Here is a 26,611-nt window from a genome sequence, read left to right as displayed (position 1 = left end):
CGTCAGGCACCCAGGTGGTGCACCCGGACCATGTTGGTGGTGCCGGGGACGCCGGGGGGCGAACCGGCCGTGATGATCATGGTGTCACCGGCGTTGTACCGCTTGAGCTTCAGCAGCTCGGAGTCGACCAGGTCGACCATGGCGTCGGTGGTGTTGACGTGCTCCACGACGTAGGTCTCCACGCCCCAGCTCAGCGAGAGCTGGTTGCGGGTCGAGACGTCGGTGGTGAAGGCCAGGATCGGCTGGGCCGCGCGGTAGCGGGACAGCCGGCGCGCGGTGTCACCGGACTTGGTGAAGGCCACCAGCGCCTTGCCGTTGAGGAAGTCGGCCATCTCGGCGGCGGCACGGGCGACGGCGCCGCCCTGCGTACGCGGCTTCTTGCCCGGGACCAGCGGCTGCAGGCCCTTGGACAGCAGCTCCTCCTCGGCCGCCTCGACGATCTTCGACATCGTCTTGACGGTCTGGATCGGGTACTGGCCGACCGAGGACTCCGCGGAGAGCATGACCGCGTCCGCGCCGTCCAGGATCGCGTTGGCGACGTCGGACGCCTCGGCGCGGGTCGGGCGGGAGTTGGTGATCATCGACTCCATCATCTGGGTCGCCACGATCACCGGCTTGGCGTTCCGCCGGCACATCTCCACCAGGCGCTTCTGCACCATCGGGACCTTCTCCAGCGGGTACTCCACCGCCAGGTCACCGCGGGCCACCATGACGCCGTCGAAGGAGGCGACGACCTCTTCCATGTTGGCGACGGCCTGCGGCTTCTCGACCTTGGCGATCACCGGCACCCGGCGGCCGACCTCGTCCATGACGCGGTGCACGTCCTGGACGTCCTTGGCGTCCCGCACGAAGGACAGCGCGACCAGGTCGCAGCCCATGTTCAGGGCGAACTTCAGGTCCTCGATGTCCTTCTCGGACAGCGCCGGGACGTTCACCGCGGCGCCGGGCAGGTTGATGCCCTTGTGGTCGGAGATGACGCCGCCCTCGATGACGATGCAGCGCACGCGGGGGCCGTCGACCTCGATCACCTGGAGGGCGACGTTGCCGTCGTTGATCAGTACCGGGTCGCCCTTGGAGACGTCGCCGGGCAGGCCCTTGTAGGTGGTGCCGCAGATGGTCTTGTCACCGGCCACGTCCTCGGTGGTGATGACGAACTCGTCGCCGCGCACCAGCTCCACCGGACCGTCGGCGAAGGTCTCCAGGCGGATCTTGGGGCCCTGGAGGTCGGCGAGCACGCCGACGGCGCGGCCGGTCTCCTCGGCGGCCTTGCGGAGCCGGTGGTACCGCTCCTCGTGCTCCTCGTGGGTGCCATGGCTCATGTTGAAACGGGCCACGTTCATACCGGCCTCGATCAGCGTCTTCAGCTGGTCGAAGGAGTCAACGGCGGGGCCCAGGGTGCAGACGATTTTCGAACGGCGCATGGGCTGAATCCTATCGGTTTGTTTCAGAGCGGAATATTCCACCTGGCGGAAGCGCCGAAAACTAGGCGCTGACCAGTGCGTATGTCTGGTTGGCGATCTCCAGCTCCTCGTCGGTCGGCACCACGGCGACCGCGACCCGGGCGTATTCGGGGGAAATGATCCGGGCCTCGTCGGACCGCTCGGCGTTCAGCCGCGCGTCCACGGCCAGCCCCATCTCCTCCAGGCCCAGCACCGCGGCCGCGCGCACCGGCGCCGCGTTCTCGCCGACGCCCGCGGTGAACGCCACGGCGTCGACCCGGCCGAGCACCGCGGTGTAGGCGCCGATGTACTTGCGCAGCCGGTGTATGTAGATGTCGAAGGCGAGCGCCGCCCGCTTGTCGCCCTCGTCGATCCGCCGCCGGATCTCCCGCATGTCGTTGTCGCCGCACAGCCCGACCAGCCCGCTCTTCTTGTTGAGCAGCTCGTCGATCTCGGCGCTGGACAACCCGGCGTTGCGCTCCAGGTGGAAGATCACCGCCGGGTCGATGTCGCCCGAGCGGGTGCCCATGACCAGGCCTTCCAGCGGGGTCAGGCCCATCGAGGTGTCGACACAGCGGCCGCCGGCCACCGCCGAGGCCGAGGCGCCGTTGCCCAGGTGCAGCACGATGACGTTGACGTCCTCCGGCTGCTTGCCGAGCAGCTTGGCGGTCTCGCGCGAGACGTAGGCGTGCGAGGTGCCGTGGAAGCCGTACCGGCGCACGCGGTGCGCGTCCGCGGTCTCCACGTCGATGGCGTACCGGGCCGCGTACTCCGGCATCGTCGAGTGGAAGGCGGTGTCGAAGACCGCGACCTGCGGCAGGTCCGGGCGGAGCCGCTGGGCCGTCCGGATGCCGGTGAGGTTGGCCGGGTTGTGCAGCGGCGCCACCGGCACCAGCCGCTCGATCTCCTTGAGCACCGCGTCGTCGATGACGGTCGGCTCGGTGAACCGCAGCCCGCCGTGCACCACCCGGTGGCCGATCGCGGCCAGCTCGGGGGAGTCCAGGCCCAGCCCGTCCGCCGACAGCTCGTCCGCGACGGCCTTCAGCGCGGCGTCGTGGTCGGGCATCGGCTCGGAGCGCTCGCGCTTGTCGCCGCCGGCGGCCAGCGGGGTGTGCACCAGCCGCGAGGCCGGCTCGCCGATCCGCTCGACCAGCCCCACCGCCAGCCGGGTGCCCCCGTTCATGTCCAGCAGCTGGTACTTCAGCGAGGAGGATCCGGAGTTCAGGACGAGGACTCGGGTGGCGTCGGCAGTCATGGAAAAGCTTTCGGTTCGGTTGCGGGAGCGTTCGGTCACGGGAGGTACGGGAGACGGGGACAGGGCTTCAGCGGCCGGTCGGGGCGGTGCCGCCCTGGGCCTGGATGGCCGTGATGGCGACGGTGTTGACGATGTCCTGGACCAGGGCGCCGCGCGAGAGGTCGTTGACCGGCTTGCGCAGGCCCTGCAGCACGGGGCCGACGGCGACCGCGCCGGCCGACCGCTGCACGGCCTTGTAGGTGTTGTTGCCGGTGTTCAGGTCCGGGAACACCAGCACGGTGGCCCGGCCCGCGACCTCGGACTCTGGCAGCTTGGTGCGGGCGACGCTCGCGTCCACCGCGGCGTCGTACTGGATCGGGCCCTCCACCAGCAGGTCGGGGCGGCGCTCGCGGACCAGCTCGGTGGCCTTGCGCACCTTGTCGACGTCCGCGCCGGAGCCGGAGGTGCCGGTGGAGTACGACAGCATCGCGATCCGCGGCTCGACGCCGAACTGGGCGGCGGTGGCGGCGGACTGGATGGCGATGTCGGCGAGCTGCTCGGCGTTCGGGTCCGGGTTGACCGCGCAGTCGCCGTAGACCAGCACCCGGTCGGCCAGGCACATGAAGAAGACGGAGGAGACGATCTGGGCGTCCGGCTTGGTCTTGATGACCTCGAAGGCGGGCCGGATGGTGGCGGCGGTGGAGTGCACGGCGCCCGACACCATGCCGTCGGCCAGCCCCTCCTGGACCATCAGCGTGCCGAAGTACGACACGTCGGCGACCACGTCGTACGCCAGCTCATGGGTGACGCCCTTGTGGGCGCGCAGCTCGGCGTACCGCTCGGCGAAGCGCTCGCGCACCGGCGCGGTCTGCGGGTCGATGATCTGCGCTTCGCCCAGGTCGATGGAGAGGTCGGCGGCGCGCTTGCGGATCGCCTCCTCCTCGCCCAGCAGCGTCAGGTCGCACACGTCGCGGCGGAGCAGCACGTCGGCGGCGCGCAGCACCCGCTCCTCGGTGCCCTCGGGCAGCACGACGCGGCGGCGCCCGGAGCGGGACCGCTCGATCAGCTCGTGTTCGAACATCATCGGGGTGACGCGGTCGGACTTCAGTACGGAGATCCGCTTGGTCAGCTCGACGGTGTCCACGTGCCGCTCGAACAGGCCGAGCGCGGTCTCGGCCTTGCGCGGCGAGGCGGCGCTCATCTTGCCCTCGATGGCGAAGAGCTCGCCGGCCGTCGGGAAGGACCCGCCGGGCACGGATATCACCGGCGTACCGGGCGCGAGCCGGGCGGCCAGCGCCAGGATGTCCGGGCCCGGGCGCTCGCCGAGGGTCAGCAGCACGCCCGCGATCGGCGGGGCGCCCGCGCTGTGCGCGGCGAGCGAGCCGATGATCAGGTCCGCGCGGTCGCCGGGGGCCACCACCAGGCAGCCGTCGGTCAGCGCCTTGAGGAACGTCGGCAGCATGGCGCCGCCGAAGACGAAGTCGCGGGCGTCCCTGGCCAGGCCCGAGTCGTCGCCGAGCAGTATCTCGCCGCCCAGGGTGTGCACGATCTGGCCGACCGTCGGCGCGGAGAGCGAGGCGTCCTCGGGGAGCGCGTAGCAGGGCACCGGGAGGTGCGCCGCCAGCCGCTCCACGACGGCCTCGCGGTCGGCCGGGGCCACCCGGTTCACGACCATGGCGACCACGTCGCAGCCCATGGAGTCGAAGGCGCGGTAGGCGTTGCGGGCCTCGGCCCGTACGGACTCCGACTCCTGGTCGCGGCCCGCGACGACCGGCAGCACCGAGGCGCCGAACTCGTTCGCCAGTCGCGCGTTCAGGCTCAGCTCGTCCGGCAGGCTGGTGTCGGCGTAGTCCGTGCCCAGTACGAGGACGTAGTCGTACTCCCTGGCGACGGCGTGGAAGCGGTCCACCAGGTGCGAGACCAGCTCGTCGGTGCCCCGCTCGGCCTGCAGGGTGCTCGCCTCCTCGTAGCCCATGCCGTACACCGAGTCGGCGGGCTGGGTGAGGCGGTACCGCGACCGCAGCAGGTCGAAGAGGCGGTCAGGGCCGTCGTCGTGCACGAGCGGCCGGAAGACGCCGACCCGGTCGACATGGCGGGTCAGCAGCTCCATGACCCCCAGCTCGATGACCTGGCGGCCGTCGCCGCGGCCGATGCCGGTCACGTACACGCTCCGCGTCACGCGCGATCTCCGTCCTTTTCCGTTGCTCACAGGGGAAAATTACCCGTTATGGCGGGCTTGCCCCCCTTGACAATACCTGCGCCAGTGGATAAGCCGCTCTCCCAGTGTCCATGGTGGGCACCCGTGGGCGAAGAGAGGTGCTCGAGGCGGGTGACCGCCCCTGTGCGGGGTACCCGGAGGCGGGGTACCCGAGACGCGTGAGGGCACCGGTCACCGGCCCGTGAAACAATCGCACCGGCTCACCAGAACCCACATCGAGCACAGGAGACTCAGCACGATGCGTATCGGAGTCCTGACCGCGGGCGGCGACTGCCCCGGCCTCAACGCCGTGATCCGCTCTGTGGTGCACCGCGCCGTCACCGAGCACGACGACGAGGTCATCGGCTTCGAGGACGGCTTCGCTGGTCTGCTCGACGGCCGTTACCGAAAGCTCGACCTGGACGCCGTCGGCGGCATTCTCGCCCGCGGCGGCACGATCCTCGGCTCCTCCCGGCTGGAGCGCGCCCGGCTGCGCCAGGCGTGCGAGGACGCCAAGGACATGTCGAAGGAGTACGGCATCGACGTGCTCATCCCGATCGGCGGCGAGGGCACGCTCACCGCGGCCCGGATGCTCGCCGACGCCGGGCTGCCCGTCGTCGGTGTGCCGAAGACCATCGACAACGACATCTCCTCCACGGACCGCACCTTCGGCTTCGACACGGCCGTCGGCGTCGCGACCGAGGCCATCGACCGCCTGAAGACCACCGCCGAGTCGCACCAGCGGGTCATGGTCGTCGAGGTCATGGGCCGGCACGCGGGCTGGATCGCGCTGGAGTCCGGCATGGCCGGCGGCGCCCACGGCATCTGCCTGCCGGAACGTCCCTTCGATGTGAACGACCTGGTCACGATGGTCGAGGAGCGCTTCTCGCGGGGCAAGAAGTTCGCCGTCGTCTGCGTCGCCGAGGGCGCGCACCCCGCCGAGGGCACGATGGACTACGCGAAGGGCGAGATCGACCAGTTCGGTCACGAGCGCTTCCAGGGCATCGGCACCAAGCTCGCCGTCGAGCTGGAGCGGCGGCTCGGCAAGGAGGCCCGCCCGGTCATCCTCGGCCACGTGCAGCGCGGCGGCACTCCCACCGCGTACGACCGCGTGCTCGCCACCCGCTTCGGCTGGCACGCCGTCGAGGCCGCACACCGCGGCGACTTCGGGAAGATGACGGCGCTGCGCGGCACGGACATCACGATGGTCCCGCTCGCCGAGGCGGTCACCCACCTGAAGACCGTGCCGGCGGACCGCATGGGCGAGGCCGAGTCGGTCTTCTGATCCGGCCGAGCCGCTGAGCGCCGGCCCCCGCCGGGCCCTCCGTGGGCCCGGCGTGCGGGCCCGGCCGTTCAGCCCTCCCCGACCTGCTCCCAGAAATGGTCGAGCACGTCGCGCAGGAACTCCCGGCCCGCGTCGCTGGACTCCGCCGCGCTCTCGGTGCCGCCGCCCCAGCCCAGGGTCCCGGCCATCCGCCGGTGGTACTCCTCGAAGAGGTGCTCCAGCGCCTTCTGCACCTCGGGCTTCGGCAGCCCGAGCAGCTTGCACACCGGGCGCACGTACGCCTGCCAGCGGGTGGTCGCGGCGCCGCGCAGCATCTCCGCCAGCTGCTGGGCCCGGCCGGTCAGCCGCACCAGCGCGGGCAGCGGCAGTTCCAGCTCGGCCTTGAGCGCGGCGGCCTGCCGGTCGTTGCCCTGCCACTGGCCGGTGGCCTCCATCCGCTCGTACGCCGGGATCTCCATGCCGATCCGCAGCGCGAGGTCGTCGGCGGCGATGCCGCGGGAGATCCGGTACTCACGCAAGGTGTCGGGCGTCCCGAGCAGGTCGCCGGGCGCGCACCACAGCGCTCCCGCGAGCGCGTTCAGCTCGCTCTCCGTCGGTGACCCCTCGCCCCGTTCCCAGGCGACGATCATCCGTGGCTGAATCGGTTTTCCGTATGCGGCGTTGATGCCGTACGCGACGTGCGCGGGCGTCATTCCGAGAGCCTCGCGCATGCGCTTGGCGGACTGGGCGTCGAAGGGTGGGCGGCGCTCGCCCCTGTCTGGCGTGTGCACGGCCACACCGTAAGCGACCGACATGTGTCTACGCGGGTAGTTCTGCAGGTTCCTTCGAAAACTCGTAGCAATCTACGGGTTGCTCAGAGTGATCCCGTGACGGTGGGTGATTTTCTCACGGACCGTGACCGTTTGGCGAGAGGATTCTCGGCCAAACTCCTGCGTTACTGAGCGCTTGGTCATCCCTTCACCGCGCCCCCCAGTGCGAAGCCGCCGCCCAGGCGGCGGGCGATCAGGATGTAGAGCAGGAGGACCGGGGTGGAGTACAGGATGGAGAAGGCGGCCAGCTCGCCGAAGGCGATCGCGCCGTAGTTGCCGAAGAACGTGAAGATGCTGACCGAGGCGGGGAGCTGCTCGGGGGAGAGCAGCAGCATGAAGGGGACGAAGAAGTTCCCCCACATCATGATGAAGGTGTAGATGGCGACGACGGTCAGGCCCGGGCCCATCAGGGGCAGGACGATGCGGGTCAGGGTCTGGAGCCAGGAGGCGCCGTCGGTCCAGGCGGCCTCCTCCAGCGCCTTCGGCACGCCGTCCATGAAGTTCTTCATCAGCCATACCGCGAAGGGGAGTTGGGCCGCGGCGAGGAAGAGGGCGGTGCCGTACAGGGTGTCGATGAGGTTGATCTGCACGAAGAGGCCGTAGACCGGCACCATGATCGCGGTTATCGGGAGGCAGCTGGAGAACAGGATGGTGAGCAGGTAGGGGCGGGTCAAGCGGGAGCGGTGGCGGGAGAGTGGATAGGCGGCGAGCGCCGCGCAGACCACCGTCACGGCCGTGCCGCCGCCGCACAGCAGCAGGCTGTTGAGCATCGGGGTGAAGGTGACGTCGGGGGTCAGTACCGCCCCGAAGTTGTCCGCCGTCGGCGCGTCCGGGAGTCGTACCCGCAGCGTCGCGTGCGCGTCCAGGGATGCCGACACCATCCACAGCAGGGGGACGGCGAACGCGGCGGCCACGGCGAGCAGTGCCGCGTCGGCCGCCAGCCGCCGGCGCGCCGGCCGGCCCAGCAGGGGGCGCATCAGACCTCCTCGCGCAGCAGGCGCAGGTAGAAAGCGGAGAAGAGGGCGCCGACCAGCAGGAGGAGCAGGGCGACCGCGGTGCCGTAGCCGATCAGGGCCTTGAGGAACGCCTGGTCGTACATGAAGACCGGGAGGGTCTGGCTGCGGTTGCCCGGGCCGCCGCGGGTCATCGCCCAGATCAGCCCGAAGACGGAGAGCGTGGAGAGGGTGTTGAGCATCAGGTTGGTGGCGATGGAGCGGCGGATCATGGGGAGCGTGATGTGCCAGAGGCGCTGGCGGCTGGTCGCGCCGTCGACCTCCGCCGACTCGGTGACCTCTTGCGGGATCTCGGAGAGCGCCGCGGAGTAGAGCAGCATCGAGAAGGCCGTGCCGCGCCAGACGTTGGCGAACGAGACGGCGAGGATGGGGAGGGTGAACAACCAGTTCTGGGCGGGGAGTTGGAGCCAGTCGAGGAGCGCGTTGAGGGTGCCGCGGCGTTCGAAGAAGGTGTACAGGAGGAAGCCGGCGACGATCTCGGGGACCACCCAGGCGCAGATCACGACCGCGCCGGTGACCGTGCGGACGGCCTTGGAGGCGCGCCGCATCAGCCCGGCCAGGGACAGCCCGAGGACGTTGTGGCCCAGGATCGAGGAGATCACCGTGAAGACGAGGGTCAGGACGACCGCGTTGAGGAAGTTCGGGTCGGCGAAGGCGTGGCGGAAGTTGGCCAGGCCGACGAACGACGTGGACTTCTGGCCGGTCAGCTGCATGTCCGTGAAGGAGATGTAGACGCAGTAGCCGATCGGGCCGGCGAGGAAGAGCAGCAGGAGGAGGGTGGCGGGGGCCAGCGGCAGCCAGCGCAGCGGGTGGGCGCGTCGCATCGGAGCGGTCCCTCAGCGCCTGGTCACGACCCGGCCGTCGACGGTCGCGGCCAGCTGACCGTCGTACGCCTTCGCGGCCTGCTCGGGCGAGGCGTCGCCCGTGGTCACCGACTCCATCGCCTCGCCGATCGCCGCCGAGACCTTCGGGTAGGCCGGCAGCGCGGGACGGTACTTGCTGACCGACACCAGTCCGGTGAAGAAGTCGATGCCGGGCATGGAGGTGAGGTACTCCGGGTCTTTCGCGACGTCCTTGCGCACCGCGATCTGCGCGCCGCGCAGGCACCACTCCCGGGCGTTCGCCCTCGTCTGGAGCGTCTCGATCAACTGCCAGGCCAGGTCGGGGTTCTGAGAGCGCTGTGGGACGGACCAGGTCCAGCCGCCGGCCAGCGAGACCTTCCCCGGTGCCGCGCCGTGCTGCGTCGGGAACGGCGCCTGGCCCAGCGTCTTCGCCCACTGCGGCCACGGCTTGCCGCCGCCCTTGGGCTGCCACTGCTGCCCCAGCCACGAGCCGTCCAGGTCGATGGCCAGCTTCTCCTCGGGCAGCAGCTCGGTGGCGACGTTGGTCTGGATGTTCGGGCTGAGCGCGTCGGAGACGTCGGGGCCGAGCTTCTCGGAGTAGACCGTGTCGAGGAAGCGCAGGCTGTCCCGGAAGCCCTGCGAACCCTTCACCCACTTCTGTGACGTGGGCTCGTAGAGCGGGTCGTCGCCCGTGCCGTACAGCAGCATCTCGAAGCCCTGCATGACGGCGGCCTCGCCCGCGCCCTTGCCGGTGAAAACGTTCAGCGGGATGACGCCGGGGACCTTCTTCTTGACCGTGCGGGCCGCGTCGAGGACGTCTTCCCAGGTCTTCGGCTGCCAGTCGGCGGGCAGCCCGGCCTTCGCGAAGATCTTCTTGTTGAACCACAGGCCGCGGGTGTCCGTGCCGTCCGGGACGCCGTACGTCTTGCCGTCCTGCGCCTTGGCGGCCTCCTTGGCGCTGGGCTGGTACTGCTTCCAGTCCTCCCACTTGGCGAGGTACGGGTCCAGCGGGCGCAGCAGCCCGGCCTCGATGTCGGAGTTGATCAGGAAGGTGTCCTCGTAGACCAGGTCGGGCGCGGTCTTCGGGGAGCGCATCATCTGCTGGACCTTGGCGTAGTAGTCGTTCTCCGACGCCTGGATCGGCAGCAGCTTCACCTTCTTGCCGGGGTGGGCCTTCTCGAACTGCCTGGCCACCATCCCGACATAGTCGTCCCGGACCGTGACCTTGTTGTTGGTGTCCTTGATGAAGGCGACCTTGAGGGTGTTCGCGTCACTTCCGGAGCCGCCGCCACAGGCGGTCAGCGTGCCTGCGGCGAGGACGGCGGAGAGGAGCATCAGCGGGACGGCAGGACGCACGGTACGACCTCCAACTGGCCACGGTGGGCTGCACGGTGACCGTAAGGTGACCGGTTGGTCAGGTCAATGGTCCGACCAGCGATACCGCAATTCGGGGCGGCCGACGTGGCCGTACTGCGGGGCCCGGACCGCCCGCCCCGCGTCCACCAGATGCTCCAGGTAACGCCGCGCCGTGATGCGGGAGATGCCCACCGTCTCGGCCGCCGCGCCCGCCGACAGCCCCTCGGGCGCCGCCCGCAGCGCGTCGGTCACGGCCCGCAGCGTCGCCGGGGTCAGCCCTTTGGGCAGGGTGGCGGGGCGGGGCGCGCGCAGCGCGGCGATGGCCCGGTCCACCTCGTCCTGGCCGCTGGCCTCGCCCGCCGCCGAGCGGAAGACGGCGTATCGGGTCAGCCGGTCGCGCAGCGTGGAGAAGGTGAACGGCTTCAGGACGTACTGGACGATGCCGAGGGAGACGCCTTCGCGGACGACCGTCAGGTCCCGGGCCGAGGTGACGGCGAAGATGTCCGCCGTGTGCCCGGCCGCGCGCAGCGTCCGTACGAGCTGCAGCCCGTGCCCGTCCGGCAGGAAGAGGTCCAGCAGTACCAGGTCGACGGGGTGCTGGTCGAGGTGGCGACGGGCCGCCGCCGCGGTGTGCACCGTGCCGGAGACGGTGAAGCCCTCGACCCGGCCGACGTACAGCGCGTGCGCGTCGGCGGCCACGGGGTCGTCCTCGACGACCAGTACCCGGAGGGGTCTTTCCGGGCGCGTGGGCGTGCGCCCGCTGTCGTCCTGTGAGGTCATTCCCGCAGCTCCGTCCGCAGTGGCAGGCGGACGGCGAAGGCCGCGCCGCCCTCGGGGGCCCGCTCCAGCGTGACCGTACCGCCGTGCCGCCGCACGGTCTGCCGCACGATGGCCAGACCCAGGCCCCGGCCGTGCACCGTAGGCCCCGCCGCCTTGGTCGTCCAGCCGCGCCGGAAGACCTCCTCGGCGTGGTCGGGGTCCACGCCGGGCCCGGAGTCGGCGACCCGCAGCAGCAGCGCGCCGTCCGTGGCGCGCGCGGTGACCACGACCCGGCCGGGCTCGCCCGCCGGGCGCCCACCGGCCGCCGCGTCGATCGCGTTGTCGATGAGGTTGCCCAGTACGGTCACCAGGTCGCGGGCCGGCAGCCAGCCGGGCAGCAGCCCGTCGTCGATCCCGCTGTCCTCGGTCAGGGTGAGCTCCACGCCGTACTCGTTCGCCTGCGCGGCCTTGCCCAGCAGCAGCGCGGCCAGTACCGGCTCGCCGACCGCGCCCACCACCCGGTCGGTGAGCGCCTGGGCCAGCTCCAGCTCGGCGGTGGCGAACTCCACCGCCTCCTCGGCCCGGCCCAGCTCGATCAGCGAGACGACGGTGTGCAGCCGGTTGGCGGCCTCGTGCGCCTGGGAGCGCAGCGCCTCCGCGAAGCCGCGTACGGAGTCCAGCTCGCCGGAGAGCGCCTGCAGCTCGGTGTGGTCGCGCAGGGTGACCATCGTGCCGCGCTGTTCGCCGCCGTCGACCGGCGAGGTGTTCACGACGACCACCCGGTCGGCGGTCAGGTGCAGCTCGTCGACGCGGGGCGCGGGGTCGAGCAGCGCCTCGGTGAGCGGCGCGGGCAGCCCGAGGTCCGCGACCGGCCGGCCCACCGCGTCCCCGGCCACGCCCAGCAGCTCGCGCGCCCCGTCGTTGATCAGCGCGACCGCGCGCCGCCCGTCGAGCAGCAGCAGCCCCTCGCGTACGGCGTGCAGCGCGGCCTCGTGGTAGTCGTGCAGCCGGCTCAGCTCGGCGGCGTTCATGCCGTGCGTGTGGCGCCGCAGCCGGGCGTTGATCACGTACGTGCCGAGGCCGCCCAGGGCCAGCGCGGCGGCCGCGACCACGATCAGCGACAGCATCTGGCGGCGCAGCCCGCCGCTGATGGTCTCGACGGTGATGCCCGAGCTGACCAGGGCGATCACCCGGCCGCCGGCGCGCACCGGCGCCACGACCCGCACGGACGGCCCCAGGGTGCCCCGGTGGGTCTCGTGGAAGACCTCGCCGTGCAGCGCCGGGCCGATGTGTCCGAGGTACTTCTTGCCGATGGCGGACGGCTTCGTATGGGTATACCGGGTCTTGTCGGTGTCCATCACCACGACGAAGGCGACGCCCGCGTCCTTGCGCACCCGCTCGGTGTAGGGCTGCAGCAGCTTCGTGGGGTCCGGGGCGCGGACCGCCCGCGCGACGTAGGGCGCGTCGGCCACGGAGGTGGCGGTGGCGGTCGCCTGGCGGCGCGCGGTCTCCTCCGCCTGCTCGCTCGCGGACAGGTAGGCGAAGACGGCGCAGCCCGCCACGACGACCGCGATCAGCACGGCCTGCACGGCGAAGAGCTGGCCGGCCAGGCTGCGGGGGCGGGGGAGGCGCATGTGCATAAGTTTGCCCGCTGACGTTTACATGAACGAAATGCACGTAAGGGTGACGTGATCAAGAGGGGGGTGTATAGTCGCCGGGACTTTGTTTTGCGTTCAAGAGCCGCAGGTCGCACGCAGAACCGGACAATCGAGGACAGGAGGCAGTCGTGGCTGCAACGATCCTGCCGGGCGGCGGGACACCCGGCGAGCCCGCCACGCCCGCACCGAAGAAGCGTGACCGGACCCATTACCTCTACATCGCCGTCATCGGCGCGGTACTGGCCGGCATCGCCGTCGGCTTCATCGCCCCCGGTGTCGCCGTGGAGCTCAAGCCGCTCGGCACGGGCTTCGTGAACCTCATCAAGATGATGATCTCGCCGGTCATCTTCTGCACGATCGTCCTCGGCGTCGGCTCCGTACGGAAGGCGGCCAAGGTCGGCGCGGTCGGCGGCCTGGCGCTCGGCTACTTCATGGTCATGTCGACCGTGGCGCTCGCCATCGGCCTGGTCGTCGGCAACATCCTGGAGCCCGGCTCCGGGCTGCACCTGACCGAGACGGTCCGGCACGCGGGCCAGGCGCAGACCGCGGGCGGCGGCGAGTCCAGCTCGGAGTTCATGCTCGGCATCATCCCGACCACCCTGGTCTCCGCCTTCACCACCGGCGAGGTGCTGCAGACCCTGCTGGTCGCGCTGCTGGTGGGCTTCGCGCTGCAGGCGATGGGCAAGGCCGGCGAGCCGGTACTGCGCGGCATCGGCCACCTCCAGAAGCTGGTCTTCCGCGTGCTGTCCATGATCATGTGGGCCGCGCCGGTCGGTGCCTTCGGCGCCATCGCCGCGGTGGTCGGCGAGACCGGCCTGGACGCGCTGAAGTCCCTCGCGGTCATCATGGTCGGCTTCTACATCACGTGTCTGCTCTTCGTGATCGTCGTACTCGGCACGCTCCTGCGGCTCATCGCCGGCGTGAACATCTTCGCGCTCCTGAAGTACCTCGGCCGCGAGTTCCTGCTCATCCTCTCCACCTCCTCCTCGGAGTCGGCGCTGCCGCGGCTGATCGCGAAGATGGAGCACCTGGGCGTCAGCAAGCCGGTCGTCGGCATCACCGTCCCGACCGGCTACTCCTTCAACCTCGACGGCACGGCCATCTACCTCACGATGTCCTCGCTCTTCGTCGCCGAGGCGATGGGGTCCCCGCTGCCGATCAGCCAGCAGATCTCCCTCCTCGTCTTCATGATCATCGCGTCCAAGGGCGCGGCCGGCGTCACCGGCGCGGGCCTGGCCACCCTGGCCGGCGGCCTGCAGTCGCACCGCCCCGACCTGGTCGACGGCGTCGGCCTGATCGTCGGCATCGACCGCTTCATGAGCGAGGCCCGCGCCCTCACCAACTTCGCGGGCAACGCGGTCGCCACGGTTCTGATCGGCACCTGGACCAAGGAGATCGACAAGCCCCGAGTCCAGCAAGTACTGGCCGGCGGCCTCCCGTTCGACGAGACAACGCTGGTGGACGACGCCCACGGCCCGGCCCCCGAGGCCGACGGCGAGGCCCCGGACCCGCTCGCCAAGGGCGACAAGGCCACCGTCTGACCCGTCCCCCCCCGCATCACCTCGGAGCCCCGCCGACACCCTCGTCGGCGGGGCTCCGTCGCACGTCACCGCCCCCTATAGCACCGCCCTATCCCCGGATGCGATCACGTCAGGGGCATGCCAAGAGGGTGAGAATGCGGCCTGTGTCCGGCCCCTTCGGGGCCGGGCGGCCGACTCCCTCACCCTCAAGGACGTGCCCCGCCGTGCCCAGAACCTCCGTGCCCAGATCCTCCGCAGCGCTTGCGGCCATGGCCGTCGCCGCCGTCGTCGCCACCGGCGCGCTCGCCCTCCCCGCGTACTCCGCCCCCGCGAGCCCCGCGAGCCCCGCGAGTACCGCAAAGAGCAGCGCTCCCAGCGCGCAGATACGCGACGCCGCGATATCCCGGGCCAAGGCCAATGTCACCCGGCACGCCGCCACCTTCGGGTACGGCAAGGACCAGGGGCTCATCGCCAAGGACGTCGTCATCGACCGGGACGGTACCGAGCACGTCCGGTTCGACCGTACGTACCGCCAACTGCCCGTCGTCGGCGGCGACTTCGTCGTCCACCAGACCCGCGCCGGCAAGCTGGCGTCCGCCTCGCACGCCAAGGCCCGCAAGGTCGCGGTGGACTCGGTGCGGCCGGGCGTCTCCGCGAAGGCGACCGAGTCGAAGGCGCTCAAGGGCGTCACCGGCGTCCGCGGCGCCGAGCCCGACGCCGAGCTGATCGTCTGGGCCGCCGACGGCACGCCGCGGCTCGCCTGGCGGACCACCGTGGCCGGCACCGGTGCGCACGGCGAGCCGGCCGGCAAGGTCGTCGTCACCGACGCGGACAGCGGGCAGCGGATCGAGACGTACGACGCCGAGCACCAGGAAGCCGGCACCGGCCACTCCGAGTACACCGGCGACATCACCCTCGACACCACCAAGCGGGCCGACGGCACGTACGCGCTGATCGACCCCACCCGCGGCACGATCACCAAGGACGCCAACAACGTCTCGTCCTCCGGCCTGAACTCCGGCTCGGGCACGCTCTTCACCGACGCCGACAACATCTGGGGCGACGGGAAGAAGTTCTCCGCCGACCGCGCCACCGCCGCCGTCGACGCGCACGCCAACACCGCGAAGACCTGGGACTACTACCGGGACACCTTCGGCCGGAACGGCATCAAGAACGACGGCAAGGGCGCCACGGTCTTCGTGCACGTCGGCACCCACTGGGACAACGCACAGTGGTCCGACAACTGCTTCTGCATGATGACCGGCGACGGCGACGGCACCACCGACCCCGAGCAGGTCGACCTGGACACCATGGGCCACGAGATGACCCATGGTGTGACCAGCGCGACCGCCAACCTCCGTTACAGCGGTGAGTCCGGCGGCCTGAACGAGTCGACCTCCGACATCTTCGGCACCATGGTCGAGTGGTACGCCGACAACGCGATCGACACCCCCGACTACCTCTTCAGCGACCAGTCCACGCCGCCGTGGCTGCGCCGCATGGACAAGCCCTCCCTGGACGGCCGCTCGGCGGACTACTGGTCCCGCAAGGTCGGCCAGCTCGACGTGCACAACTCCTCGGGCGTGGGCAACCACTGGTTCTACCTGGCCAGTGAGGGCAGCGGCGCCAAGACGATCAACGGCGTCAGCTACAACAGCCCCACCTACAACGGCTCCGCCGTCACCGGCATCGGCAATCAGAAGGCCGCCGCGATCTGGTACCGCGCGCTGACCGTCTACATGACCTCGACCACGGACTACAAGGGCGCCCGCGCAGCGACCCTGAAGGCCGCCACCGACCTGTACGGCGCGACGAGCGCCGAGTACAAGACGGTCGCCGCCGCCTGGACCGCGGTCAACGTGGCCTGACGCGCGCGCCCGAGGCGCTCGCCCAGTTCGCGATCTTGTGCGGAATTTCCCGGTTGCGTCTCAGGATGTCCCGGGCGTGAAACGAAGCCGTGGCGGGACTGTCCCCGGACGCTGTGAGGCGGCAAAGTCTCCAGGGCCGGCGCGAAATCGCCGGTGAACGGGGGAACGGGGGATCACGGGGGAACGGGGCCCGCCGGCGGCAGCCGCCGGCGGGCCCCTTTTCTGTGCGTACGGGCAGGGGGTGCGACACCGGCCCGCAAGCACGTCCGTACGGCCGTCGGAGCGCGCTCCGGGACGGCGCTCAGCCCGCGGGGCGCAGCCAGACGGTGGCGAGCGGCGGCAGGACCGGCGCGATGGAGACGGCCCGGCCGTGGTACGGCACCGGCTCGGACTTCAGCGGCGCCGCGTTGGCCACGCCGCTGCCGCCGAACCGCTCCTCGTCGGTATTGAGCACCTCACGCCAGGCCGGTACGTTCTCCGGCACGCCGAGGCGGTACTCGTGCCGCACCACGGGCGAGAAGTTGCACACCGCGATCAGCGGGTCGCCCGCGTCGTCGTACCGCACGAACGAGAAGACGTTGTCCTCCCACGCGCCGCCGTCGATCCAGGAGAAGCCGGCCGGGTCGGTGTCCCGCTGCCACAGCGCGGGCACCGCGCCGTACAGCCGGTTCAGCTCCCGGACCAGGTCCCGGACGCCGCGGTGGTCCGGCTCGGCGGAGTACGCCGGGTCCAGCAGCCACCAGTCCGGGCCGTGGCCCTCGGACCACTCCGCGCCCTGCGCGAACTCCTGGCCCATGAACAGCAGTTGCTTGCCCGGGTGGGACCACATGAAGCCCAGATACGCGCGGTGGTTGGCGCGCTGCTGCCACCAGTCGCCGGGCATCTTCGAGACCAGCGCCCGCTTGCCGTGCACGACCTCGTCGTGCGAGATGGGCAGGACGTAGTTCTCGGAGTACGCGTACACCATCGAGAAGGTCATCTCGTTGTGGTGGTACTTGCGGTGCACCGGCTCCTTGGACATGTACTCCAGTGAGTCGTGCATCCAGCCCATGTTCCACTTCAGGCCGAAGCCGAGGCCGCCGAAGCCGCCGGGGCCGACGTGATGAGTGGCGCGGGTGACGCCGTCCCAGGCCGTGGACTCCTCGGCGATGGTCACCACGCCCGGGCAGCGCCGGTAGACGGTGGCGTTCATCTCCTGGAGGAAGTCGACCGCGTCGAGGTTCTCCCGGCCGCCGTGCTCGTTGGGCGACCACTCGCCGTGCTCGCGGGAGTAGTCCAGATAGAGCATGGACGCCACGGCGTCGACGCGCAGGCCGTCGATGTGGAATTCGGAGCACCAGTAGACGGCGTTGGCGACCAGGAAGTTACGGACCTCGGTCCGGCCGTAGTCGAATTCGAGCGTGCCCCAGTCGGGGTGCGCGGCCCGCGCCGGGTCCTCGTGCTCGTACAGCGGCCGCCCGTCGAACTCGGCGAGCGCCCAGTCGTCGCGCGGGAAGTGCGCGGGCACCCAGTCCATGATCACGCCGATGTCCGCGCGGTGCAGCGCGTCGACCAGGTACTTGAAGTCGTCCGGCGTGCCGAGCCGGGCCGTCGGCGCGTAGAAGCCGGTGACCTGGTAGCCCCACGAGCCGCCGAAGGGGTGCTCGGCGACCGGCATCAGTTCCACGTGCGTGAAGCCCAGGTCCTTGACGTACGCGGGCAGCTGCTCGGCCAGCTCGCGGTAGGAGAGGCCGGGGCGCCAGGAGGGGAGGTGGACCTCGTAGACGGAGAACGGCGAGGTGTGCACCGGGCGTTCGGCGCGGCGCGCCAGCCACTCGGCGTCGCCCCACTCGTGGTGCGCGACGTCGATGACCGAGGCGTTGGCGGGCGGGCACTCGGTCCGCCGGGCCATCGGGTCGATGCGCAGCGTGTGGCTGCCGTCCGGGCGCGCGATGTCGAACTTGTACAGCTCGCCCTCGCCCAGGCCGGGGATGAACAGCTCCCACACGCCGCAGGCGCCCAGCGAGCGCATCGGGTAGACCGTGCCGTCCCAGTAGTTCATGTTCCCGGCGACGCGGACGCCCTGCGCGTTCGGCGCCCACACCGTGAAGCGGGTGCCGGTGACGCCCTCGTGCTCCATGACGCGGGCGCCGAGCGCCTGCCACAGCTCCTCGTGCCGGCCCTCGCCGATCAGGTGCAGGTCCAGCTCGCCGATCGCGGGCAGGAAGCGGTACGGGTCGTGGACGGTCACCTCGTGCGCGTCGGCGCCCGTGCCGTAGGTGATCACCAACTGATAGTCGGGGATCTCCGACAGCGGCAGCACCCCGGCGAACAGGCCGTCGCCCTCGTCGTGCAGCTCGGCCCGCAGGCCCTTGGCGAGCACGGTCACCGCGGTGGCGTACGGGCGCAGCGCGCGGAAGAGCACCCCGCCGCGTACGGGATGCGCGCCGAGCAGCGCGTGCGGGTCGTGGTGCGTACCGGACAGCAGCCGGCCGCGGTCGGTGTCACTCAGCGGCGACGCGGCGCGCACGCCGCCCTTGCTGCCGCGCGGGGCGGGGGCGCCGGAAGGCACGGCGGCGGCAGCGGGCGCAGCGGCGGCTGCGGGCTCGGCGGTCTTGGGCTCGGCGGTCTTGGGCGTGGTGGTCTTCTTGGCGGCGGGGCGAGCGGCGGGGGTCTTCTTGGCGGCCGTCTTCTTGGCCGTCGTCCTGGCCGTCGTGGTCTTGGCCGTCGCCTTCTTCGTGGCGGCCTTCTTCGCGCCGGCCTTCTTCGGTGCGGGCTTCTTGGCGGCCGCGGCGGCCGGTTCCCCCGCTTCCGGGGCATCGGTCACCGGCGCCCCGGCCGGCTCGGCGCGCGAAGGCTTCCGCGCCGGCTCCGCGGCGCGTTCGGCGGCCGCCTCCGCCTCGGGATCGGGCCCGGTGCGCTGGGCCGGCGGGGCGTCCTGCTCGTCCTCCGACCGGGCGGGGGCCGGCAGGAAGGTGGGCGGGACGTCGGCGTCGGACGCCGGTGCTGCGGGGTCGGACGAGGGGCGGGACGGCGGACGGGGGGTCACGGGAGGAGCCTCCTGGCGGGGCGTTCGACGGGTCGGGGGATCGAAGGGCGGTTCGCTGTGATCAGGTGCGGTCCTCGGGCGGGGCGTAGGTCGTGAACGACGGGTCGCCCTCCTCGGGGTCCGCTTCGGCGTAGGGGTCGGGCCCCGCGCCCACGTGCGGGTCGGTCGTCAGCTGCGGGTCGGTGCCCAGGCGCGGGTCCGGGCCGGCGAGACGGCGGACGGCGGCCATGGGGATGGGCAGCCAGTCCGGCCGGTGCCGTGCCTCGTACAGCACCTCGTACACGGCCTTGTCGGTCTCGTACGCGCGCATCAGCTCCGGAACGGAGTCCGGATCCAGGCCGCCGGCCTCGGCGTAGCCGCGGCAGAACGCGGTCCGTGCGCGCCGCGCCCACTCCAGCGACCAGGCGTCGCCGCCGCCGGGGCCGCTGCGCGCCGCGTAGTCGAAGGACCGGAGCATAGCGGCCACGTCGCGCACCGCGGGCTGGACATCGCGCCTTTCCGCCAACGGCCGGGCCGGCTCCCCCTCGAAGTCGATGACCGACCAGCGGCCCTCGCCCGCGGAGCGCAGGGTTTGGCCGAGATGCAGGTCGCCGTGGATGCGCTGGGCAGCGAAGCCGCGGCCGTCCCGGCCGAGGGTGGTCAGCGCGTGGAAGGCGGTGCGCAGCCGGGTGCGGTACGGGCGCAGCGCCGGGACCGCGCGGGCTGCGACGTCCAGCCGCTCGGCCATGCCGGCGGCGATCAGCTCCAGGTGGGTGCGGCGCAGCTCGGTGGTGGGCAGCGTCTCGGCGAGCGCGGTGTGCACCTCGGCGGTGGCGTGGCCGAGGGCCCGCGCCGAGCCGGTGAAGTCGGCGCGTACGGAGAGGGCGTTGAGCGCGAGCTGCCAGCCGTCGGCCGCGCCGTCCAGGAACGGGGTGAGCACGCCGAGAGTGATCGGTTCTGCGGCGTGGTGGCGCGGGCCCTCGGCGGCCGTCACCGGCCCCGCCGCTTCCGACTCGAACCACGCGACGGGCGGGGGGACCCGCGAGCACTTCGCGCGGGCCAGCGCCAGCGGCAGTTCCAGGTCGGGGTTGAGGCCCGGGGAGGCCCGCCGGAAGACCTTGAGGATGTACGCGTCGCCGAAGACCACCGAGGTGTTGGACTGTTCGGTGGTCAGCGGCCGGGCGGAGAGGCCGGAGGCCAGGGTCGTCTGCGGCTCGACGGTGAAGCGGAGCGCGCCCAGCTGCCCGGGCACCCGCAGCCGTTCCAGCAGCAGCGTGCACAGCCGCGGGTCCAGCAGCGCGTCGTAGACCGTGCGCCCGGCCAGCGGTCCGCCGTCCGGGCGGCCGATCAGCGCGTGGGCGAGCCGCGGCGGCAGCGTGCCGTGCACGCCGAGCAGCAGCTGATAGCAGTCGTCGTCCTCGGGCGTGCGGGTCGGCGGGCCGGGCTGCCGGGCGCGGACGAGCAGGTGCAGCAGCCCGGGCGCGGCGGCGCCGTCGACGGTCCCGTCGACGGGCAGCAGCTCGGCGGCCGCGACGAGATCGAAGCCGGTGACAGGCCGGCCCTTGCCGGCGAACCACCGCTGCCGTGGCACCCATTCGCGCAGCAAAGGGTCGAGCGAGGGCAGCAGTCCGGGTGCGGTGGTGACGGAGGGCCGGTGGTGCCGGCCTTGCAGAGCACGGGTCGAGGCGGTTTCCGACATGACGTCGCGTCCTTTCCCCGGGCACACGACAGCTACGGCAAGTGTCCCGGAATACGGCCTTTACTGTGGGGCGGTGCGGGACGTGTCGGGCGAGGATCGTCCGTACGGCAGCGGATCTGCGGCAGGTGTCCCCACGCCCGCAGGCTCGGCGCGTGGATCGTCCGGCCCGTGCGGCAGTAGGGAGACTGCCCGGGCGAAAGGTCGAAAAACACCCGAACACGCCTTGCGTGCATGTACGGGCGGGTAGGTTCGCGCCTCCGGCACGGACGGCCTGCCGGCCGGCGCGACGGGCCCGTACGCGGCGGTGCGCGGGCGCGCCGTGAGGTGCGCCCGCGCGGCACCGGCCCGTAAGCCCGGCCGGTGCCCGGAACGTCGTGCCGGCTAAGCCACCGCGTCCTTCCGCAGCCGGAACCAGTAGAAGCCGTGCCCCGCCAGGGTCAGCAGGTACGGCAGCTGACCGATGGCCGGGAAGCGCACGCCGCCGATCAGCTCGACCGGGTGCCGGCCGTCGAAGGCCTGCAGGTCCAGCTCGGTGGGCTGGGCGAAGCGCGAGAAGTTGTGCACGCACAGGACCAGGTCGTCCTCGCCTTCCCCGTTCGCGGGGGCCTCGCGCAGGAACGCCAGCACCGCGGGGTTGGACGAGGGCAGTTCGGTGTACGTGCCCAGGCCGAAGGCCGGGTTCTGCTTGCGGATCTCGATCATGCGCCGGGTCCAGTGCAGCAGGGACGACGGCGAGGACATCGCGGCCTCGACGTTGGTCACCTGGTAGCCGTAGACCGGGTCCATGATCGTGGGCAGGAAGAGCCGGCCCGGATCGCAGGACGAGAAGCCGGCGTTGCGGTCCGGCGTCCACTGCATGGGCGTGCGCACCGCGTCCCGGTCGCCCAGCCAGATGTTGTCGCCCATGCCGATCTCGTCGCCGTAGTACAGGATCGGCGTGCCGGGCAGGGAGAGCAGCAGGGCGGTGAACAGCTCGATCTGGTTGCGGTCGTTGTCCAGCAGCGGGGCCAGCCGGCGGCGGATGCCGATGTTGGCGCGCATCCGCGGGTCCTTGGCGTACTCCGCGTACATGTAGTCGCGCTCTTCGTCCGTGACCATTTCGAGCGTGAGCTCGTCGTGGTTGCGCAGGAAGATGCCCCACTGGCAGCCGGACGGGATCGCCGGGGTCTTGGCGAGGATTTCCGAGACCGGGTAGCGGGATTCGCGGCGTACCGCCATGAAGATGCGCGGCATCACCGGGAAGTGGAACGCCATGTGGCACTCGTCGCCGCCGGTCTCCGGGTCGCCGAAGTAGTCGACCACGTCCTCCGGCCACTGGTTGGCCTCGGCCAGCAGCACCGTGTCCGGGTAGTTCGCGTCGATCACCGAACGCACCCGCTTCAGGAAGGCGTGCGAGGCGGGGAGGTTCTCGCAGTTGGTGCCCTCCTCGGCGTAGAGGTAGGGCACGGCGTCCAGCCGGAAGCCGTCGATGCCCAGGTCCAGCCAGAACCGCAGGGCCGAGATCATCTCGTCCTGGACCGCCGGGTTCTCGTAGTTGAGATCCGGCTGGTGGGAGAAGAAGCGGTGCCAGTAGTACTGCTTGCGCACCGGGTCGAAGGTCCAGTTGGACGCCTCGGTGTCGACGAAGATGATGCGGGCGTCCTGGTACTGCTTGTCGTCGTCCGCCCAGACGTAGTAGTCGCCGTACGGCCCTTCGGGGTCGGTGCGGGACTCCTGGAACCACGGATGCTGGTCGCTGGTGTGGTTCATCACCATGTCGATGATCACCCGCATGCCGCGCTGGTGCGCGGCGTCCACGAACTCCACGAAGTCGGCGAGGTCACCGAACTCCGGCAGTACCGAGGTGTAGTCGCTGACGTCGTAACCGCCGTCCCGCAAGGGGGACTTGAAGAACGGCGGCAGCCAGAGGCAGTCGACGCCCAGCCACTGCAGATGATCCAGCTTGGCCGTCAGGCCCTTCAGGTCGCCGACGCCGTCCCCGTTGCTGTCCTGGAACGAACGGACCAGGACTTCGTAGAAGACGGCCCGTTTGAACCAGTCGGGATCGCGGTCCTTGGCCGGAGTGTCCTCGAACGTGTCGGGGACGGGCTCGTTGACGATCAATTGGGTGACCCTCCGATCGGTGAGGACGGTCGCAGGGACAGTACGTGCGCGGGCGCAATGCCACTGCCCGGCTCCAGGCGCACATAGTTGTCCCTGCCCCAGTGGTAGGTCTCGCCGGTGAGCTCGTCGCGCACCGGTACGGACTCGTGCCGGTCGAGGCCGAGCTCCGGCATGTCCAACGACACCGTCGCCTCGTGGGTGTGGTGCGGGTCGAGGTTCACGACCGTGAGGACCACGTCGGCACCCTCGCGCTTGGAGTAGGCGAGGACCGCGTCGTTGTCGACATGATGGAAGTGCAGGGCACGCAACTGCTGGAGTGCCGGATGACGGCGGCGCAGCCGGTTGAGTGCCGTGATGAGAGGAGCGATGCTACGGCCCTCGCGGCCCGCTGTCTGCCAATCCCGGGGACGCAGCTGATACTTCTCCGAATCCAGGTACTCCTCGCTCCCGTCTCGTACCGGAGTCCCCTCGCAGAGCTCGTATCCGGCGTACACGCCCCACGTCGGGGACAGGGTCGCCGCGAGCACCGCGCGTACTTCGAAGGCCGCCCGGCCGCCGTGCTGGAGGTAGGCGTGCAGGATGTCCGGGGTGTTCACGAACAGGTTCGGCCGCATGCAGTCGGCCGAGTCCCGGGACAGCTCGGTGAGGTACTCGGTCAGCTCCTGCTTGGAGTTGCGCCAGGTGAAGTACGTGTAGGACTGCTGGAAGCCGACCTGCGCGAGGGTGCGCATCATGGCGGGGCGGGTGAACGCCTCGGCCAGGAAGATGACGTCCGGATCGGTGCGGTTGATGTCCGAGATCACCTTCTCCCAGAACACCACCGGCTTGGTGTGCGGGTTGTCCACCCGGAAGATGCGGATGCCCTTGTCCATCCAGAAGCGCAGCAGCCGCTCCGTCTCCTTCACCAGGCCGCGGAAGTCCGCGTCGAAGGCGAGGGGGTGGATGTCCTGGTACTTCTTCGGCGGGTTCTCGGCGTACGCGATGGTGCCGTCGGCGCGGTGGTGGAACCACTCGGGATGCTTGTCCAGCCAGGGATGGTCCGGCGAACACTGCAGCGCGAAGTCCAGCGCCACCTCCATCCGCAGGTCCCGCGCGGTGCGCACGAAGTACGCGAAGTCCTCGAAGGTGCCCAGGTCCGGGTGGAGCGCGTCGTGCCCGCCCTCGGCCGAGCCGATCGCCCACGGCGAGCCGACGTCGTGCGGGCCCGCCGAGAGCGCGTTGTTCGGGCCCTTGCGGTGGGTGGTGCCGATCGGGTGGACCGGCGGCAGGTAGACCACGTCGAAGCCCATCGCGGCCACCTCCGGCAGCCGCTCGGCGGCGGTCCGGAAGGTGCCGCTGACCAGGGTCCCGTCGGGCGCCTCGTACGCCCCCTCCGACCGCGGGAACATCTCGTACCACGACCCGTACAGCGCCCGGCGCCGCTCCACCAGCAGCGGCATCGGCCGCGAGGCGCTGACCAGTTCGCGCAGCGGGTGCCGGCCGAGGGTGTCCAGGACCTCGGGGGTGAGTGCCGCGGCCAGCCGGGTGGCGGCCGGCAGGCGCTCGTCGCGCAGCGTGTCGGCCACCCGGAGAATCGATTCGCGCCCCGCGTTCTTCGGCACCCCCGCCGCCGCCCGCTCGTGCAGCGCCGCGCCCTCGGCCAGCACCAGGCCGGTGTCCTGACCGGCCGGGATCTTGACCTGCGCCGTGCGCCGCCAGGTCGTCACCGGGTCCGACCAGGCCTCCACGGTGTACGTCCAGCGGCCCTCGGCGTCCGGAGTGACCAGCGCGCCCCAGCGGTCCGTGCCCTGCGCCAGCTCCCGCATCGGCGTCCACGGGCCGCTCCGGCCGCCCGGGTCGCGCAGCACGACGTTGGCGGCGACCGCGTCGTGGCCTTCCCGGAAGACCGTGGCGGACACTTCGAAGGTTTCGCCGGTCACCGCCTTGGCCGGGCGGCGCCCGCAGTCGATCTGGGGACGGACGTCCAGGACGGGAATGCGACCGATCATGGGATCACCTGAGACTTGGGACACTTTGCGGGGTGTTGTCCTTTGTATCTCCGCGACGGGCTTACGGGTTGCGGGCATGAACGGTCCTGTCGCCTTTCACTCGGTTGGAGGTGCGCAGGGCGGGACACGCGGGGGAGGCACGCAACGGACGTACCGCCAGAGCCTTCCCACGCCCCGCGGCCGGGCAATCCGCCCGCGGGTGAACTACTCGTACGTAACACCGCACCGCGATCAAGCCGGGCGAAGCGGCCGCGCGGGGCTGCGGACAGCAGCGGACCGGCCCCGCCGACGGGCGGAGCCGGCCCTCACGGCCCTGTCCGGGGCGGTACTACTCGACCCGGAGCAGCCGGTCCGGTGCGCCCATGGTGTTCTTGACCTGGCCCGCCGAAGCGTCGGCGACCAGCGCCTTCCCGACCTCCGCCGGCTTCGCCCCCGGGTGCCGCGCCAGGAACAGCGCGGCCGCGCCCGCGGCGTGCGGCGCGGCCATCGAGGTGCCGGACAGCACCCGCTCGGCCGCGTCGCCCGAGTTCCAGGCCGAGGTGATCCCGACACCCGGCGCGAACAGGTCCACCGGCGGACCGAAGTTGGAGAACTCGGCACGGGTGTCGTCGCTGTCGGTGGCGCCGACCGTGACGGCCTCCTCGACCCGGGCGGGCGAGTAGAGGGCGGCCGGCAGATTGTTGTTCCCGGCCGCGACGGTGAACGTCACCCCGGCCTCGATCGCATTGCGCACCGCGTCGTCCAGCTGCGGCGACGCCATGCTGCCCAGGCTCAGGTTGGCCACCGCGGGCCGCTCGGCGTGCTGCGCCACCCAGTCGATGCCCGCGATGACATTGGCGGTGGTGCCGGAGCCGGCCCCGTCCAGCACCCGCACCGAGACGATGTCGGCCTCCTTGGCGACGCCGTGCTTCTCACCCGCAATGGTGGCGGCCACATGGGTGCCGTGGCCGTTCTCGTCGCCCGCGTTCCTGTCGTCGCCGACGAAGTCCCACCCGCTTCTGGCCCGCCCCCCGAAGTCCTGGTGGGTGGTGCGCACGCCGGTGTCCAGGACGTAGACCTGGACATCCTTGCCGCCGCCGGGCGGCATCACGTAGGACTCGTTCAGCGGCAGGGTCTTCTGGTCGATCCGGTCCAGGCCCCAGGACGGCGGGTTCTTCTGCAGGGCCCCCGGCGCCTTCGCCGTGTCCGTCAGCCGTACGGTGCGGTTCTGGCTCACCGCCGCCACCGCGGGGTCCGCCGCCAGACGCCGGGCCTGGGTCGCGTTCGCCCGTATCGCGTAGCCGTTGATGGCCTTGCGGTACGTCCGGCGTATCGCCGCGCCGTACTTCGCCGCCAGCCGCTTGCCCGCCGCCGACCGGGCCTCGACCCCTCGCGCACCCTCCTTGAAGGTGACGATGTAACTGCTGTTCACCGCGCCGGACGCCCCCGCCCCCAGTACCCGGCCTTCGGGCGGCGCGGCGTGGGCCGGCAGCGTGGCGGCGCAGAGCAGGGCCGCCGACGCGGCGGCCGTACTCCCCGCGGCCAGCCGTCGCCGGGCTGTTCGTGTCCAGGCCATGTACGGAGTTCCCCTCTTCAACTCGACAGGCGGGCAAGGGTGTTGCGATTCCGTGGCGCCGGCTGCCGCGCCGCGCTCCACCGACGCCATCCTGCAGCCTTCCGTGGGCCCGCAGTCCGTACAAGAGAGGACGACGGGGCGGAATCGGCCATATCGGGTGGGTGATGCGTGGCGAAGGTTGCGGCGATTTCTGGCCGGATCCCGCGCTCGGCCCGGCCGCGGCCGCCCGGCGGGGCACGCACGGCCGGGCCCACAGGCCCGCTCCGGGGCTGGTGCCTC

General features: G+C 71.2%; 17 protein-coding genes. 3 read left to right on the top strand and 14 right to left on the bottom strand.

What is annotated here, in order from left to right; translation table 11 throughout:
• Window positions 1–2 precede the first annotated feature (2 nt).
• From pyk to pta, 3 genes are all read right to left on the bottom strand, one after another.
• Window positions 3–1,421, bottom strand: coding sequence for a pyruvate kinase (gene pyk / locus ABT381_RS12185; RefSeq protein WP_351591706.1), 1,419 nt, complete (start codon window positions 1,419–1,421; stop codon window positions 3–5).
• 61 nt (window positions 1,422–1,482) lie between these two features.
• Window positions 1,483–2,694, bottom strand: a complete 1,212-nt coding sequence (locus tag ABT381_RS12180; protein ID WP_351591703.1) for an acetate kinase — start codon at window positions 2,692–2,694, stop codon at window positions 1,483–1,485.
• A gap of 67 nt (window positions 2,695–2,761) precedes the next feature.
• On the bottom strand, window positions 2,762–4,852 hold the full coding sequence (gene pta, locus ABT381_RS12175; RefSeq protein WP_351591700.1) for a phosphate acetyltransferase: 2,091 nt from the start codon (window positions 4,850–4,852) through the stop codon (window positions 2,762–2,764).
• Window positions 4,853–5,129: 277 nt separating this feature from the next.
• Between pta and ABT381_RS12170 the strand changes: the two genes are divergently transcribed.
• Window positions 5,130–6,155, top strand: coding sequence for a 6-phosphofructokinase (locus tag ABT381_RS12170; protein WP_351591697.1), 1,026 nt, complete (start codon window positions 5,130–5,132; stop codon window positions 6,153–6,155).
• A gap of 68 nt (window positions 6,156–6,223) precedes the next feature.
• Here the strand turns inward: ABT381_RS12170 and ABT381_RS12165 are convergent, their stop codons facing one another.
• From ABT381_RS12165 to ABT381_RS12140, 6 genes are all read right to left on the bottom strand, one after another.
• Window positions 6,224–6,925 carry a helix-turn-helix domain-containing protein gene (locus ABT381_RS12165; RefSeq protein WP_351591694.1) on the bottom strand — a complete coding sequence of 234 codons (702 nt, stop codon included), beginning with the start codon at window positions 6,923–6,925 and terminating at the stop codon, window positions 6,224–6,226.
• Between the two features lie 179 nt (window positions 6,926–7,104).
• On the bottom strand, window positions 7,105–7,941 hold the full coding sequence (locus ABT381_RS12160; RefSeq protein WP_351591691.1) for a carbohydrate ABC transporter permease: 837 nt from the start codon (window positions 7,939–7,941) through the stop codon (window positions 7,105–7,107).
• Window positions 7,941–8,801: a carbohydrate ABC transporter permease gene (locus tag ABT381_RS12155; RefSeq protein WP_351591688.1), complete on the bottom strand. Its 861-nt coding sequence runs from the start codon at window positions 8,799–8,801 to the stop codon at window positions 7,941–7,943. The genes ABT381_RS12160 and ABT381_RS12155 overlap by 1 nt, the downstream gene beginning before the upstream one ends.
• Before the next feature lie 12 nt (window positions 8,802–8,813).
• The gene (locus tag ABT381_RS12150; RefSeq protein WP_351591685.1) at window positions 8,814–10,175 is read right to left on the bottom strand and encodes an extracellular solute-binding protein; all 1,362 of its coding nucleotides are present in this window, start codon (window positions 10,173–10,175) and stop codon (window positions 8,814–8,816) included.
• 63 nt (window positions 10,176–10,238) lie between these two features.
• Window positions 10,239–10,955: a response regulator gene (locus ABT381_RS12145; protein WP_351591682.1), complete on the bottom strand. Its 717-nt coding sequence runs from the start codon at window positions 10,953–10,955 to the stop codon at window positions 10,239–10,241.
• Complete coding sequence (locus ABT381_RS12140) at window positions 10,952–12,568, bottom strand: sensor histidine kinase (protein ID WP_351591679.1); 1,617 nt, start codon at window positions 12,566–12,568, stop codon at window positions 10,952–10,954. Before ABT381_RS12140 ends, ABT381_RS12145 begins: the two co-directional genes overlap by 4 nt.
• A 152-nt stretch (window positions 12,569–12,720) precedes the next feature.
• Here ABT381_RS12140 and ABT381_RS12135 point away from each other — a divergent pair, with 152 nt between their 5' ends.
• Window positions 12,721–14,133, top strand: coding sequence for a cation:dicarboxylate symporter family transporter (locus ABT381_RS12135; RefSeq protein WP_467754574.1), 1,413 nt, complete (start codon window positions 12,721–12,723; stop codon window positions 14,131–14,133).
• 248 nt (window positions 14,134–14,381) lie between these two features.
• Complete coding sequence (locus tag ABT381_RS12130) at window positions 14,382–15,980, top strand: M4 family metallopeptidase (protein WP_467754581.1); 1,599 nt, start codon at window positions 14,382–14,384, stop codon at window positions 15,978–15,980.
• 301 nt (window positions 15,981–16,281) lie between these two features.
• Here ABT381_RS12130 and glgB read toward each other — a convergent pair whose 3' ends face one another.
• The 5 genes from glgB to ABT381_RS12105 form a co-directional block, all read right to left on the bottom strand.
• Window positions 16,282–19,008 (bottom strand): 1,4-alpha-glucan branching enzyme, encoded by a 2,727-nt coding sequence (gene glgB / locus ABT381_RS12125; protein ID WP_351591673.1) that lies wholly within the window; start codon window positions 19,006–19,008, stop codon window positions 16,282–16,284.
• A gap of 61 nt (window positions 19,009–19,069) precedes the next feature.
• Window positions 19,070–20,686, bottom strand: coding sequence for a maltokinase N-terminal cap-like domain-containing protein (locus tag ABT381_RS12120; protein ID WP_351591670.1), 1,617 nt, complete (start codon window positions 20,684–20,686; stop codon window positions 19,070–19,072).
• 381 nt (window positions 20,687–21,067) lie between these two features.
• Window positions 21,068–22,789 (bottom strand): maltose alpha-D-glucosyltransferase, encoded by a 1,722-nt coding sequence (gene treS / locus ABT381_RS12115; RefSeq protein ID WP_351591667.1) that lies wholly within the window; start codon window positions 22,787–22,789, stop codon window positions 21,068–21,070.
• On the bottom strand, window positions 22,786–24,777 hold the full coding sequence (locus tag ABT381_RS12110) for an alpha-1,4-glucan--maltose-1-phosphate maltosyltransferase (protein WP_351591664.1): 1,992 nt from the start codon (window positions 24,775–24,777) through the stop codon (window positions 22,786–22,788). Before ABT381_RS12110 ends, treS begins: the two co-directional genes overlap by 4 nt.
• 328 nt (window positions 24,778–25,105) lie before the next feature.
• The gene (locus ABT381_RS12105; RefSeq protein ID WP_351591661.1) at window positions 25,106–26,332 is read right to left on the bottom strand and encodes a S8 family peptidase; all 1,227 of its coding nucleotides are present in this window, start codon (window positions 26,330–26,332) and stop codon (window positions 25,106–25,108) included.
• Between the last annotated feature and the right edge of the window lie 279 nt (window positions 26,333–26,611).

The sequence above is a fragment of the Streptomyces sp. NPDC000151 genome (assembly GCF_040301705.1).
Classification (GTDB): Bacteria; Actinomycetota; Actinomycetes; order Streptomycetales; family Streptomycetaceae; genus Streptomyces.
The sequence above is the reverse complement of the archived record's forward strand: the minus strand, read 5'-3'. Positions and strand labels throughout refer to the sequence as shown.